Source organism: Pseudomonas sp. FP215, from assembly GCF_030687795.1.
In the GTDB taxonomy this organism is placed as follows: Bacteria; Pseudomonadota; Gammaproteobacteria; order Pseudomonadales; family Pseudomonadaceae; genus Aquipseudomonas; species Aquipseudomonas salmasensis.
On sequence record NZ_CP117447.1, the window covers coordinates 3,054,446 to 3,069,262 of the forward strand.

The 14,817-nt window shown below is 60.1% G+C and carries 12 protein-coding genes and 2 pseudogenes; 12 read left to right on the top strand and 2 right to left on the bottom strand.

Going from position 1 to position 14,817, the window contains the following annotated elements:
* Positions 1-195: 195 nt before the first annotated feature.
* A complete protein-coding gene (locus tag PSH76_RS13900) occupies positions 196-1,179 on the bottom strand; it encodes a 5'-nucleotidase (RefSeq protein WP_305494463.1) in 984 nt (327 codons plus the stop codon).
* Positions 1,180-1,482: 303 nt separating this feature from the next.
* Here PSH76_RS13900 and PSH76_RS13905 point away from each other — a divergent pair, with 303 nt between their 5' ends.
* On the top strand, positions 1,483-1,773 hold the full coding sequence (locus PSH76_RS13905) for a type II toxin-antitoxin system ParD family antitoxin (RefSeq protein ID WP_032891975.1): 291 nt from the start codon (positions 1,483-1,485) through the stop codon (positions 1,771-1,773).
* The gene (locus PSH76_RS13910; RefSeq protein ID WP_305494464.1) at positions 1,770-2,132 is read left to right on the top strand and encodes a type II toxin-antitoxin system RelE/ParE family toxin; all 363 of its coding nucleotides are present in this window, start codon (positions 1,770-1,772) and stop codon (positions 2,130-2,132) included. Before PSH76_RS13905 ends, PSH76_RS13910 begins: the two co-directional genes overlap by 4 nt.
* 281 nt (positions 2,133-2,413) lie before the next feature.
* Here PSH76_RS13910 and PSH76_RS13915 read toward each other — a convergent pair whose 3' ends face one another.
* Positions 2,414-3,349: a helix-turn-helix domain-containing protein gene (locus PSH76_RS13915; protein WP_032897442.1), complete on the bottom strand. Its 936-nt coding sequence runs from the start codon at positions 3,347-3,349 to the stop codon at positions 2,414-2,416.
* 852 nt (positions 3,350-4,201) lie between these two features.
* On the opposite strand from PSH76_RS13915, the gene PSH76_RS13920 reads away from it, so the two are divergent.
* From PSH76_RS13920 to PSH76_RS13960, 10 genes and pseudogenes are all read left to right on the top strand, one after another.
* Positions 4,202-5,260, top strand: coding sequence for a phenylacetaldoxime dehydratase family protein (locus tag PSH76_RS13920; protein ID WP_032891977.1), 1,059 nt, complete (start codon positions 4,202-4,204; stop codon positions 5,258-5,260).
* Positions 5,261-5,342: 82 nt separating this feature from the next.
* Positions 5,343-6,209, top strand: a complete 867-nt coding sequence (locus tag PSH76_RS13925; RefSeq protein WP_032891978.1) for a transporter — start codon at positions 5,343-5,345, stop codon at positions 6,207-6,209.
* Positions 6,210-6,378: 169 nt separating this feature from the next.
* Positions 6,379-7,893 carry an amidase gene (locus tag PSH76_RS13930; RefSeq protein WP_305494319.1) on the top strand — a complete coding sequence of 505 codons (1,515 nt, stop codon included), beginning with the start codon at positions 6,379-6,381 and terminating at the stop codon, positions 7,891-7,893.
* A 75-nt stretch (positions 7,894-7,968) separates the two neighbouring features.
* Positions 7,969-8,562 (top strand): nitrile hydratase subunit alpha, encoded by a 594-nt coding sequence (gene nthA, locus PSH76_RS13935; protein ID WP_138763031.1) that lies wholly within the window; start codon positions 7,969-7,971, stop codon positions 8,560-8,562.
* Between the two features lie 41 nt (positions 8,563-8,603).
* Entirely contained in the window at positions 8,604-9,260 is a 657-nt protein-coding gene (gene nthB / locus PSH76_RS13940; protein ID WP_305494320.1) for a nitrile hydratase subunit beta, read from the top strand.
* Positions 9,257-10,501, top strand: coding sequence for a GTP-binding protein (locus PSH76_RS13945; RefSeq protein ID WP_305494321.1), 1,245 nt, complete (start codon positions 9,257-9,259; stop codon positions 10,499-10,501). Before nthB ends, PSH76_RS13945 begins: the two co-directional genes overlap by 4 nt.
* A gap of 354 nt (positions 10,502-10,855) precedes the next feature.
* A pseudogene (locus PSH76_RS30750) lies at positions 10,856-11,470 on the top strand (PAS domain-containing protein); the annotation flags it as partial.
* Between the two features lie 126 nt (positions 11,471-11,596).
* Positions 11,597-11,788: pseudogene (locus PSH76_RS30755) on the top strand (methyl-accepting chemotaxis protein); the annotation flags it as partial.
* 93 nt (positions 11,789-11,881) lie between these two features.
* Positions 11,882-13,522, top strand: coding sequence for an AMP-binding protein (locus PSH76_RS13955; RefSeq protein ID WP_305494323.1), 1,641 nt, complete (start codon positions 11,882-11,884; stop codon positions 13,520-13,522).
* Positions 13,519-14,100 (top strand): TetR/AcrR family transcriptional regulator, encoded by a 582-nt coding sequence (locus PSH76_RS13960; RefSeq protein ID WP_032891985.1) that lies wholly within the window; start codon positions 13,519-13,521, stop codon positions 14,098-14,100. The genes PSH76_RS13955 and PSH76_RS13960 overlap by 4 nt, the downstream gene beginning before the upstream one ends.
* Positions 14,101-14,817 lie beyond the last annotated feature (717 nt).

Here is a 14,817-nt window from a genome sequence, read left to right on the forward strand (position 1 = left end):
TCTAGGTCACTGGTTACCAAACCATCCCGCAACCATTGCACTACCTCAGATTGGCTGGCAACGGTCGCCTCGTTGCGCATCCGAAACTCGACGATCGTAGTGGCGAGGAATAGGACAGGAACTTCAGTCATCCCATACACAGGGTCATTGGAGCGCGGAAATTGAAAATTGCCGACCTACGCTCAAGCCACCGTGTTAAACCACCTGCTGCACCTGATCCGCTTCAGGCTCTAGCGCATCCACAGTAGCGACATGGTTGGTGATGCCGAAAGGAATGTGCACGGATGGAGCAACTGCGCTAGTCGATTTAAGGTGCCCTGATTGGTCATCGAAAAAGATGTGTGGTTTCAATACACCTAAAATTTTTCCTTTCTCGATGCCGCCTAGGAAGAATGCGTCATTGGCCATGACCCCCCAACTCTTGAGTGTATTCATCGCACGCTCATGAGACGGAGCATTGCGGGCTGTAACGATCGAGACGCGTATGCGGTTTTCGTATTCAGGATTGAGCTTTTTGTGCTTCTCCTCGACCGACTGGATTTTGGATATCCGCACCATGAATTCCTTCAGCGGCCCAGGGTTATGGGGCTGCATGACGTTTTTCACTTCGTGCGCATGGAACTCAGACAATCCAGAGGCCTGCATGATTGTTTCGGACTCATCGCCGGCAAGCACGCCGTCAAAGTCGAATGCGATGCGTAGGGTTTTATCAGTCTCGTCGTCTTCAAATTTTGAATCGAGAACCTGGCCAGCCGGGTACCCGGCCCTGATAGCTGCTTCCACGTCTTTTTTGTCACCCGACAAAAATAAAGCGATATTCAGTGCTGGTATGTATTCATAAGGAGATTTTCCCTGCATGAAAATCGCCCTTGTCATCCCAAGCCCGTAGTGCTCGATAGTCTTCAGTACGCGCAGGCCAGTGTCGGGATCATTACGCGAAAGAAGTATTACCTCGACGAGCGGATCCGTAGGATCGACGCTAAGGTCATTCACTGACAGTAAGCGCTTGATGAAGGGGAACGCTATCCCCTTAGGAAGCGGGACGTGAAGATTTTTTTGCTGAAACTTGCGGTATTCCTCCTCCCCCTGACGCTGAAACACTGCGTCCGATGCCAGCAAATCAAACACAGCGCTGGAAGCGACGCCGATCACTAGGCGATTTTCTAACTCGTAGGGCATTGGAACCTCTCTTGATGCCTCTAAACGCAAATATTGATGGGCATCGAACATGCCGATCGATTTCAGGGCGGATCGAGAAGCACACATCGCGCGCCTCCTCCCACGCACAGTCAGGCATATCAATCTTCAAATCAATCTGCCGGTTGCTTTCATTATGGGAAGATGACTTTGAACCTTGCTGATTGGCGCCGAGTCAGCCGTCACCTGATCGCCGGATGTCGGCCCCAAGCTATTCTCCTGAGCGAAATTGGCATAATATGCCAACATCAAAAGTACTTGTTTTGCATAGAACTGGAGCTAGTTATGGCGACGCGAAACGTTGTACTCACCCCTCACCAGGAACAGGTTATCCATGACTTGGTACAGTCCGGCCGTTATCAGAATGCCAGCGAAGTGATGCGAGAAGGTTTACGTTTATTGGAGCAGCGCGTCGCCGAAGACACCGCCAAAATTGAGGCACTGCGTCAGGCGACCTCGATCGGCATCATGGATCTTGAGCACGGGCGCTTTACTCAGGTGAACGAGGGTGATCTGGAGCACTACCTCGAGAGCTTGAGCCTGGAGGCAACCCTCCCTGCGAGAGAGAAACACTGAGCAGGCCGCAGTATAGGATCTCCAACCCGGCTCGTGCCGACATTGTCGACATCCTTAGGCTCTCCCAGACGCAGTTCGGCGATCAAGCACGCCAGCGCTACCAGGCGCTGATCCTCGCGGCGCTGCAAGCGCTTGCCGACACGCCTTATCGCATTGGCAGCCACGACCGCGATGAACTTGCACCGGGCCTTCGCAGCTATCACCTCATCTATTCACGCCAGCAGACCAAACAACCCCATGGAACAGTCAAAAGCCCACGCCATATCGTGTTCTATCGTGTGACAAACGACGACGTGATCGAGGTCGTCAGACTCCTTCATGATGCCATGGAAGTGCAGTTGCACTTACCTAACGGTTGATCAGCAACCTGGCCCAACGACCTAACTGGCCAGGAATAGCGAAGTCCGTCGGAGATTGCCATTCGCGATCACCCGTTCACTCGGTACGAATGGGGGCAAAATTGGGGGCAAACAAAAGTTTTATCGACCTAAAAGCATCGTCCTAGAGCCCAGTCAAAATGTTTTTTGGGGATCCGATAGTCTCTAGGCGTAGCTGGGAAAGCTGATCATTCCTGGCTTTTCAGAGGCTCGCTACCCGACAAAAGCGCCCCTTCTCTCAACGATTTAATACCCCGCCAAGCTCAATCCCGGCGCAAAAGCGTATTCGGTGCCACCCCAAACGCCTTACGAAACGCATGGCTGAAATGCGAGAAGTCAGAGAACCCAAAGTCCAGCGCCGCTTCGGACACACTGCGCACCTGGCCACGCTCGATCGCTTCTCGGCTGGCATTCAGGCGCTCTTTCCAGATCTCTGCAACGGGGGTTTTCTGGTAGCGGGCGAAGGCCCGTGTAACGGTGCGGGTGGATACATTGTGGGCTTTGGCGATGGCTTCGATCGACAGATCCGGCTCGGTCAGGTGGCGTTGGATGTACTGCATGATGCGGCCGTAGAGGTCCATTTCCTGATGGCTGGCTTTCAGGTCCTGGAGTTCCAGGCTGATCACCAGCAGATCAAGCACAGCACTTGAGTAACGATTGGAGATGCGCTCATCCTGCAGCGACGCGGGCGTGCTCGCGGCCTGGTGCAGCATTTCGCGCAAGGGCACTACACCTGGGCGCCGGTCGTCGAGGACCATCGCGGTGTACTCGGCAATACGCGGCAGGCGCTCGGTGAGCAACGCTCTTGGAATACGGATCAAGTGGTTTTCGGTACCACCCAGGCTGAAGCGAAACGCCTGTGTTGCGTCATAAAGAAACAAATTGCCCGTTGCCAGGTTGGCTTTTCTTGAGCCTTGTTCGATTTGCCCATGGCCCTTTCGAGCGAAACCCAACCATAAATCTTCAGCCGGGCCGCTGCGCAGGTGCTGCTCGGAACGCTCCCAGTAATGCAACGGTGACGACAGCGTACAGATGTCCAGCGCACCGACTGTATTAAGGGTGAGCGAGCCATCAAAGCGGCTCTGGGACAAGGGTTTGCTATCGGCCGCCAGGCAATGGCGGCAGACCACTTCTTTCCAATAATCAAACCGACGTGTTGCAGGGACGGCAAGGGTCGAATACTGAGTGTTCGGGTTCATGACGCTGACCTCGACAACGATGCAATAGGCGCGCGAGAAGTTGTAACGTGCGGCCAATTGTCAGCGATCAAAGCAATTAACACGCCAAACGCAATGGCAGGCCGGCTTAGGTTGCAGCCAACGGTAACCACGATGCGAAGCGAGCCGCTCTTGCTCTTGATCTGCTTTTGATCTTAGGCGCCCCGTCAAACCACGCTGGCCGGAATTCGACAGGGATTTGGGGGGTAAACCGGCAGGGGGCTCTTTTCCAAAGTGACCCGCCGTCAGGCGGAACCCTAAGCGGCCGTTACCGCAGCAATGGATATGCACACAATCCAACTGTGTTGACCGCCAGGCCGCCTTCGCGAGCAAGCCCGCTCCCACAAGTTTGACCGCGGGGTGTCAGGTAGATGAGTGTCGGCTGGCAGGGCGTCATCGCAGGCAAGCCAGCTCCCACAGTTGGCCCGCGTCGCACTGCAGTCGTGGCCCGTTTAAGGGCACAGCACATCACATCATCAGCCCATGTGCACCAACGCAGACCACAGGTAAACCTCCGTAGCCGGCCTGTCTTTGCCAACCAAGCGGTTGTCTCACCGAACAAAGCGCGTCCTCCTCTGCCGGCCTAATTTCCACCTCACAGCAGCTCATACCCCGCTGATGAGGTACGCCATGCATCGACACTCTTCACCCCGATTGGCTGACTGCTCCTGGCTTCTGCAACGGCGCGATCTCGCACCTGAGGAGTCGGCTTATTGGTTGATTGAATGGGGAACCATGCAGCTGCTGCACCGACGGCAGGCCGCCAAGCGCCCCCTGCCGCCGACGCGCTGACGCCCACCCGTAGGCCTGAACCAAAATAACGAGGAGCTCAAGATGGAATCTGCAATCGACACACATCTCAAATGCCCACGCACCCTGTCCCGCCGCGTGCCCGAGGAGTATCAACCGCCGTTCCCGATGTGGGTGGCGCGCGCTGACGAGCAACTGCAACAAGTGGTGATGGCTTATCTGGGCGTGCAGTATCAAGGCGATGCCCAGCGCGAGGCTGCATTGCAGGCGATGCGTCACATCGTCGGCAGTTTCAGCCAGGCCGACGGCCCGCAGAACTACGATTTGACCCAGCACACCGACAGCAGCGGCTTTGATAATCTGATTGTGGTGGGATACTGGAAAGACCCTGCCGCCCATTGCCGCTGGTTGCGTTCACCTCAGGTAAATGACTGGTGGAGTTCGCCGGATCGTCTGGGTGAAGGCCTGGGTTACTTCCGCGAAATCACCGCGCCGCGCGCCGAGCAGTTCGAGACGCTGTACGCCTTCCAGGAGAACCTGCCGGGTGTTGGCGCAGTCATGGATGCCACCAGTGGCGAGATCGAAGAACACGGCTACTGGGGCTCGATGCGCGACCGTTTCCCCATCTCCCAGACCGACTGGATGAAGCCCACGAGCGAGCTGCAAGTGGTTGCGGGCGACCCGGCCAAGGGCGGACGCGTGGTGGTGCTGGGGCATGACAACCTCACACTGATTCGTTCAGGCCAGGACTGGGCGGATGCCGAGGCAGAGGAACGCTCGCTCTACCTCGACGAAATTTTACCGACGTTGCAGGACGGCATGGATTTCCTGCGGGACAACGGCCAACCGTTGGGCTGCTACAGCAACAGGTTCGTGCGCAATATCGACCTGGACGGCAACGTGCTCGACCTGAGCTACAACATCGGTCACTGGCGCTCAGTGGAGAAACTCGAACGCTGGGCCGAATCCCACCCGACCCACCTGCGTATTTTCGTGACGTTCTTTCGCGTGGCCGCGGGCTTGAAGAAGTTGAGGCTGTACCACGAGGTGTCCGTGTCCGACGCCAAGAGCCAGGTCTTCGAGTACATCAACTGTCACGCGCAAACCGGCATGTTGCGCGACGCCCTGCCGCCCACAGCCTGAGCGCCCTCGGCGTTTAACCCCCAGCTTCTACCGCCTTGCCACTCTTCACGGGTGGCCCGGTCCCCTGTGCGAGGAATAAACGATGAATAAGATCCGCCTGCTGACCCTCTCCACCCTGTTGCCCGCCCTCCACGCGAACGCGGGTGAAGTCGCGCCTGGCGACTACGAGCAATATCCGGTCGGTGCCACTATCGGGGCGATTTATTACCAGCACGCCACTACGGACTCGGCTTACGCCAACGGCCACAAGGCCAGCTCTGACTTCAGGGTGACCTCCGACGTGGGCATCCTGCGTCTGCTCCATGTGTATGCACTCAGCGACACGGTCACCATCGACCCGCAATTTCTTTTGCCTTTCGGGCACGTCTCCGGCGCAGGTGACGCCTCGGCACTGGGCAGTACTCGCGGCGTAGGCGACTTGATCCTCACCGCGCCGGTGAAATGGCGGTTCAACGAAGCCCGCGACACCCTCAGTATCGCCCCCTATGTGTATGTGCCTTCGGGCACGTATGACAAGAACGATGCGCTCAACCTCGGGGAGAATCGCTGGAAATTCGAACTGCAGAGTGCCTACGTCAAGCACTTCACAGAGAAATGGGCGATGGACCTGGTCGGCGGCGCGACCTGGTATGGCGACAACACCGATTACGGTGCCAATGCCGACCGCCTGAAGCAGGACGTGTCCTACGCAGCGCAGATCATGGGGCGTTACATGCCGGACGCCACCACCACCTTTGGTATCGGCTTTGGGCGTACCTGGGGAGGCGAGACAAACATCGAGCATGTCAATCAGGACAACGAGTTGGGCACCACCAACGTGCGCCTTACCGCCACCAAATTCGTCACCCCCACCGACCAGGTGCAACTGCAATTGGGCAAAGACCTCTCGGTGGACAACGGCACCCGCGAAGACTTCCGCATGAACCTGCGTTACGCGCACATTTTTTAACGCCAGACACTGCGAACGCGCGCCCCTGGCGCCAGGGTGTCCGGCTCAGCCAAGTCGATGTCTTTCTCAACCAAGCCACCGGCTGGATGCGCGGACTATCTTGAGCCCCAGGCCCGCTGATAGTGAGCATGCAGTGCTCTTCGGCCATTTACGATAAGGACAGCCAACCATGGCAATCGCTCGCCCCACCCTTGAACAGCTATTGGCTATTTCGAGCAGCCTGCACATGCAGCTCGATGCGCAGCAAGCCGATGAATACCTGGCGCTTATGCAGGCAAGCTTCGATGCCTATGACCTGGTTGACGAGCTGCCGGACTTCATCCCCCCGGTGCGTTATGAACGCAGCTCAGGCTACCGCCCCTCAGCCGCACACAACCCGCTCAACGCCTGGTACTTCCGCACCGAAGTCAACGGTGCGCGCGAAGGCAAGCTGGCGGGTAAAACGGTCGCCCTCAAGGACAATATTTCGCTGGCTGGCGTGCCCATGATGAATGGTGCCAAGCCGCTTGAAGGCTTCGTCCCCGCTTTCGACGCCACGGTTGTCACGCGCTTGCTGGATGCCGGCGCCACCATTCTCGGCAAGGCAACGTGCGAACACTACTGCCTGTCCGGCGGCAGCCACACCTCCGATCCTGCACCGGTGCACAACCCCTATCGCCAAGGGTTTGCCTCGGGTGGTTCGTCTTCCGGCAGCGCAGCGCTGGTCGCTGCCGGCGAGGTCGACCTGGCCGTCGGCGGTGACCAGGGCGGCTCAATCCGCATCCCTTCCGCCTTCTGCGGCACTTACGGCATGAAGCCGACCCACGGGCTGGTGCCCTACACCGGCATCATGGCCATCGAGGCGACTATCGATCACGCCGGCCCCATTACCGCAAACGTACGCGACAACGCCTTGATGCTGGAGGTGATGGCCGGCGCCGATGGGCTTGATCCGCGACAAGCCGCGCCGCAGGTCGACGCTTACAGTGATTACCTGGAGCGCGGTGTCAGCGGGCTGAGGATCGGCATCCTGCGCGAAGGTTTTGAATTGGCCAACCAGGACCCGCGTGTGGCCTCGTGCGTACGCCAGGCCATTGCAGCGTTTGCGCGGCTGGGCGCGCAGGTCGAGGAGGTGTCGGTGCCTGAGCACAGCATTGCCGGTTCGCTGTGGCACCCCATCGGCTGCGAAGGCTTGATGATGCAGATGATGCACGGCAATGGGGCCGGCTTTAACTGGCAAGGGCTGTATGACCTCGGCTTGCTGGACCAGCAAGCCGGATGGCGCGCTCAAGCCAATGAGCTATCCGCCTCTCTCAAGCTGTGCATGTTCGTCGGGCAATACGGCCTGGAGCGCTACAACGGGCGTTTCTACGCCAAGGCACAAAACCTCAGGCGCGTGGCGCGCGCCGGGTATGACACCGCGTTGGCGCGCTATGACCTGCTGGTGATGCCCACCGTGCCGATCATCGCCCAGCCCCACCCGCAGCCGGGTTGCTCGGTTACCGAGTACGTCGCCCGTGCGCTGGAAATGATCGGCAATGCCTCCGCCCAGGACATCACCGGCCATCCGGCCATGTCGATTCCCTGCGGCCTGGTAGACGGTCTACCTGTCGGGCTGATGCTGGTTGGCAAGCACTACGCCGAAGGCACGATTTACCAGGCCGCCGCAGCGTTCGAGGCGTCGGTTGATTGGAAAAACTGTTAGCCGGTAATCCCGCGCAGCGCAAAAAGAACAAGCCGCCAGGCGCTGCCCAGAAGCTCAACGATGAGGAGTCAACTTATGAGCGCACATCAAGCAACCACATCAACACCGGGCGAACGCGCGCAAGCGCTACTGCAGGTGCTCAAGCAGAAGGATCTGATCCCCGACGGTTACATCGAACACATGACACAGCTGATGGCGCACCAATGGAGCCCGGAGAACGGAGCTCGGGTGGTGGCCAAGGCCTGGGTAGACCCGCAGTTTCGCGAACTGCTGCTCAAAGACGGCACCGCGGCGTGCGCCCAATTTGGCTATACCGGCCCGCAGGGTGAATACATTGTTGCGCTGCCAGACACGCCCAGCGTGAAAAACGTGATTGTGTGCAGCCTGTGCTCCTGCACCAACTGGCCTGTCCTCGGCTTGCCGCCGGAGTGGTACAAGGGCTTCGAGTTCCGCGCCCGACTGGTGCGCGAAGGGCGCACCGTGCTGCGGGAGCTGGGCACCGAGCTGCCGGCCGACGTCATCGTCAAGGTCTGGGACACCAGCGCCGAAACCCGCTATCTGGTGCTGCCTGTACGGCCCAAGGGCAGCGAAGCCATGGATGAAGAGGCGCTGCGAAAACTGATCACCAAGGATGTGCTTATCGGCGTGGCCCTGCCTTACGTGGCGTAACCGGTGCCCTTTGTTTTTTGCATTTTTCAGAGGTATTCACAATGGATGGCTTTCACGATCTCGGTGGGTTTCAAGGCTTTGGCAAAGTCCCTCACACCATCAACAGCCTGAGCTACCAACCCGTGTTCAAGCAGGACTGGGAGCACCTGGCCTACAGCCTGATGTTTGTCGGCGCCGATCACTTGAAAAAGTTCAGCGTGGACGAAGTGCGCCATGCCGTGGAGCGCCTGGATGTGCGCCAACATGTCGGCACCCAATACTACGAACGCTATGTCATCGCGACCGCCACCCTGCTGGTCGAAACCGGTGTAATCACCCAGGCGGAACTCGATCAGGCCCTGGGCTCGCACTTCAAGCTGGCGAACCCCGCGCATGCCAGTGGGCGCCAAGCAATCACCGGCCGCGCGCCCTTTGAGGTGGGCGACCGGGTGGTGGTGCGAGACGAGTATGTGGCCGGGCATACCCGCATGCCGGCCTATGTGCGCGGCAAAGAAGGCGTGGTTGTGCACCGCACCACGCAAAAGTGGCCCTTCCCCGACGCGATCGGCCACGGTGATCTGAGCGCGGCGCATCAGCCGACCTACCACGTCGAGTTTCGCGTGAAAGAGCTCTGGGGCGACGCAGCAGATGAGGGGTTCGTGGTGGTCGACCTGTTCGAAAGCTACCTGGACCACGCCGATAGCACGGTGAACGCATGATGGGCGGCGCCCTGACAGGCCGACTGCCGGTGACGGTGCTTTCCGGCTTCCTCGGCGCCGGCAAAACCACCCTGCTCAACCATATCCTGCGCAATCGCGACGGCCTGCGCGTAGCGGTCATCGTCAATGATATGAGCGAGGTCAACATCGATGCCGAGCAGGTGCAGCGCGACGTGGCGCTGCACCGGGGTCGCGATGAGTTGATCGAGATGAGCAATGGCTGCATCTGCTGCACGCTGCGCGCCGATTTGCTCGAGCAGATCAGCGCCCTGGCGCGCCAGCAACGTTTCGACTACTTGCTGATCGAGTCCACGGGGATCTCCGAGCCGATGCCGGTAGCCGAGACGTTCGCCTTCCTTGACGCGCAGGGCTTCAGCCTCAGCGAACTGGCGCGGCTCGACACCTTGGTGACGGTGGTCGATGGCAGTCGCTTTGAAGCATTGCTCGAATCGCCGGGCATGGTGGCCCGCGAGGACGCCCCCACGCGCCATCTGACCGACCTGCTGATCGAGCAAGTGGAATACGCCAACGTCATTCTCGTCAACAAACTGGACCTGATCGACGAGCCCGGCTACCAGGCCGTGCACGCGATCCTCGCCGGCCTTAACCCAAGCGCGCGGATCATCCCGATGGCTCAGGGTAACGTGGAGTTATCCGCCATCCTCGGTACTCACCTGTTTGATTTGCCTAGCCTTGCGGCCTCGCCCGGCTGGATGAAAAAAATGCAGGCCGACGACGCGCCGGCCTCTGAATCGGACACCTATGGCGTGACCTCCTGGGTGTACCGCGAGCGTGCCCCGTTTCACCCACAGCGATTACTCGATTTTCTCCAGCAGCCCTGGCACAACGGGCGCCTGTTGCGCAGCAAAGGCTACTTCTGGCTCGCCAGCAGGCACTTGGAAACCGGCCTGCTGGTGCAAAGCGGCAGGCAGTTCCAGTGGGACTACGTCGGGCACTGGTGGAACTTCATCGAGCAGTCGCAATGGCCACAGGATGAATATCGGTTGCAGAGCATCATGGCCAAGTGGGACAGCATTGTCGGCGATTGCCGGCAGGAGCTGGTCTTCATCGGCCAGGGCCTGGACACCCAAGCGCTGCAGCGCGCACTCGACAATTGCCTGCTGAGTACTCAGGAAATCGCCGCCGGCCCCTCGGCCTGGCAGGCCCTGCCGGGGGCGACAACCTTTGATTCCCTGGCCTTATCGGCGCAGACGCCGTCCTTGCAGGCTGACCCCACTTGACCGAGGTAGAGGTGCCCCATGCTCTTTTTCAGCCGAACCACCCGCCGCGTATTGGCGCCGCTCGCCGACCGACTGGAGCAGCCTGACCAGCCAGGTATACCGCTGTCGTCAAGCCACCCGTTGTTGCGCCGCATCCTGGCAAGCGCCGAGCAACTGCTGCAAGAACGGCGAACCCTCAAGGAGCAGGCCCGCGCACAGACGCTGAACACCCGCCAACTGGAAGAGCGCCTGGCCCGCCGTGACCAGCTGGTGCTGCAGTGGGAGGCGCGCTGGGCGCTGATCACACAGGGTGCAGGTGAACGGTTCTGGGAGCTGGAACTGGATGGCGCCGCCGCCCCCGCACCGGGTGCTGCGATGACGTGGACGGGGTCTGCGTCGAACCTGGCCCAGGCGATTGACCAGCTTGGCGGCTGGAGCGAACAACTGCACCCGGATGACCAGCCCGCGCATCGGGCGGCGCTCGCCCGGCACCTTGCCGATCGCAGCGGGCGTACAGCCTTTGCGCTCGACGTGCGGATGAAGTCGGCATTCGGCAATGACTATCGCTGGTGCCGGATCAACGGGGCCGCCCGACGCGATGCGCAGGGCACAGCGCTTGCCATGGGGGGAACCGTGCGTGACATTCATGAACAGTACCTGCACCACGAGGCGCTCGAACTGGCGGCCACACGTTTCGATATTTCTCGAGAAATGCTGCACGACGGGCTCTGGGATATCGAGGTGGTGGCCGGTGACCCAGCGAACCCGAACAACACCATTTGGTGGTCTTCGCAGATGCGTCGGCTGCTGGGGTGCAACACGGTGGAGGAGTTCCCCAACACCCTGGAAAGCTGGACCTCGCGCTTGCATCCCGAGGATAGCGCACGGGCCATCGGCGCGTTCGTCGCCCATGTGGACGACCGCAGCGGCAAAACTCCGTTCGATGTGGAGTATCGACTCAAACACACCAATGGCACTTACCGCTGGTTTCGCGGCCGTGGGCAAACCCGCCGCGCACCGGACGGCGCGCCGCAACGGGTGGTGGGTGCCATCACCGATATCCATGCCCACCATGAAGAAAGTGCGATGCGCGAGGCGCAGGCGCAACAACACCAGGTGATGCAGGAAACCCTCACCAAGCTGACGCAGATTGTCGCCACCATTCAGGGCATTGCCAGCCAGACCAACCTGTTGGCATTGAATGCCGCCATCGAAGCGGCGCGAGCTGGCGAAGCCGGTCGCGGGTTTGCGGTGGTCGCCGACGAAGTGCGCAAGCTGGCCACGCGGACCAGCCACGCGACCCAGCAAGCGGCCCAAATGATGGACCACTAGCAACATCCAAGCGCCCGCGCAACCTGCGTGGGCACAGCACAAATTCCAACAATAATAATCAGGTACGTTATGCGCGATTACGACTCAGCAGTCTCATCCTTCGATTATCTACACCTGGCTGCCCAGGACTTGCACGGCGAACTCGGCGCCTTGAATGCTTGCATTGAATGCTGCGACCGGCACGCCCAGGGCAATGCCGTGGCGTTGTATTGCGAAACGCGCGATGGCCGCGCCACGCAGTACACCTTCAGCGAACTGCAGGCGCACGCGGCGCGCTTCGGCAACTTCCTGCGCGCCCATGGCGTGCAGCCGGGGGATCGGGTTGCCGGCCTGATGCCACGCACGGTTGAATTGGTGATTGCCCTCCTGGGAACCTGGCGCATCGGGGCGGTCTACCAACCGCTCTTTACCGCGTTCGGCCCCAAGGCCATTGAACAGCGACTGGACTGTTCCAACGCGCGCTGGATCGTGACCGACGCCCACAACCGTCCCAAGCTGGACGAGCTCCTCGACTGCCCCCGCGTCATCGTGACCGACGCCACCCCACAGCGCCCCAGCGACTACGCGTTTTGGGAGGTGCTGGAGCATCAGCAACCCGACTGCACACCTGAGCTGCTGGACGCCCGTGCGCCGTTCCTGCTGATGTGCACCTCGGGCACCACCGGGCCGGCCAAGGCGCTGGAGGTGCCTTTGAGCGCCATCCTGGCCTTCAAAAGTTATATGCGCGATTCAATCGACCTGCGCGAAGACGACCGTTTCTGGAACCTCGCCGACCCCGGCTGGGCCTATGGCTTGTATTACGCCGTGACCGGGCCACTGGCCTGCGGCCGCGCCACGTTGTTCCATGACGGCCCTTTCACCGTACAAAGCACCAGCCGGATTATCGCCAAGTACGGGATCAGCAACCTGGCCGGCTCACCGACGGCCTTTCGCCTGCTGATTGATGCCGGGGCCGAGTTCGCCGACGCCGTGCGTGGCCAACTGCGTATCGTCAGCAGCGCCGGCGAACCGCTCAACCCGCAAGTCATCCGTTGGTTCGCCGAACAGCTCGGCGTGGTCATTCACGACCATTACGGCCAAACCGAAATCGGCATGGTGCTGTGCAATCACCATGGGTTACGCCATCGGGTCCGTGAGGGTTCTGCCGGTTATGCGGTGCCGGGGTACCGGATTGTCGTGCTGGACGATGCGCAGCGGGAGTTGCCGACAGGCCAACCGGGCGTCCTCGCGGTGGATCGCGAGCGCTCGCCCCTGTGCTGGTTCAATGGCTACCTTCACATGCCCACCAAGGCGTTTGTGGGCCGTTACTACTTGAGCGGCGATATCGTGGAGCTCAATGAGGACGGCAGTATCAGCTTTGTCGGCCGTAACGACGATGTGATCACCACGTCCGGCTACCGCGTGGGGCCTTTCGATGTAGAGAGCGCGCTTATCGAACACCCGGCAGTGGTCGAAACCGCGGTGATCGGCAAGCCCGACCCGCAACGTACCGAGCTGATCAAAGCGTTTGTCGTGCTCAACCGCGAGTACCTGCCCAGTGTCGAGTTGGCGGAAGTCTTGCGCTTGCATGTCCGACAGCGCCTGGCCGCACATGCGTACCCACGGGAAATCGAGTTCGTTGAGCAACTGCCCAAGACCCCCAGTGGCAAATTGCAGCGGTTCATCCTGCGCAACCAGGAAATTGCCAAGCAGCAGGCACTCGACACATGAGGACGGCTCCCGCGCTCAGCCGCTCGGAGTTCCAGCGCAGAGCCCTGGAGCTGTTCAAGGAGCGTAGCTTCAGCCAGGTCAGCATGCGCGAATTGGCGGCGCATGTCGGCATCAGCCCGGGCGCGATTTATCACCATGTAGAGAGCAAGGAAGCCATGCTGTTTGAGTGGCTGACAGAGCTGTATCAGGCGCTGTTGTCGCACGTCGACCGGATCAACACCCGTAGATTGACGCCCGCGCAACGCCTGGCAAAGCTGATTGAAGGCCACCTTCAATTGCATGAACAGATGACCGGGCACTTCAAGTTGGCGGTCATGGACGCCACTTGCCTGGGCGCGCCGATGCAGGCGAGCGTTGAGCGATTGAGGCTAGCCTACGAGTCGGAACTCATGAAAGTGGTCGGCCAACTGGGCCATCAGCCCGGCGGGCCGTTGCGCGAGGGCGCGCTCACGGCGATTCTGCCCGTGCTGAACAGCCTGCCCACATGGCTGAGCCCAAAGATTGATCACCGTCAGCGTCGGCTTATTACAAAGACCATCGCCGATGCGGTCATAAAGGCGATAAATTCCCTGCCATGAGTGACCACACCCAACGGTAACCACGATGCGAAGCGAGCCGCTCTTGATCTTGATCTCAGGCGCCCCGTTAAACCACGCTGGCCGGAATTCGACAGGGATTTGGGGGGTAAACCGGCAGGGATGCCGGTTTAGCCGCCCCGCGCCATGGATGGCGCGTGGCGGCGGCCCCCCAAATCACTGGCGGATTACGGGCACACCGAGCCTAAGCGAGGTGCCGAGTGGTGGGGCAAGAGCCCTTTGGTTACTTTGGGCTGGGCCGGCATTCCGGCTCTTTTCCAAAGTGACCCGCCGTTGGGCGGAACCCTAAGTAGCCGTTACCGCAGCAATGGATATGTACACAATCCAACTGTGTTGACTGCCAGGTCGCCTTCGCGGGCAAGCCCGCACAGTGGGATCGTTAGGGTGTCAGGTAGGTAGGCGTCGGCTGTCAGGCCGTCGCGGGAGCAAGCTCCCTCGCCACAGGTTCGGCGTCATCCTGAAGTTGTGTTCATGTCCAGCACCAAGCGCTCTAGAGGCGCTTGACGATTTCACTCGGATTGCTGAAGCTTAAATCCAACATAACCTGTACTTATCCCCTTCTGCGCCAGTTAGCGCCCAAAATTATAGAATTAGCATCAGCGCCTATTAAGTCGGATAACTAAAGTCAAAAAAAGCAGACGAGGCCCACAACCGTATTCTGAGTGACGACTGTCTTGCGTCCGACCCGCCCCACGCTTG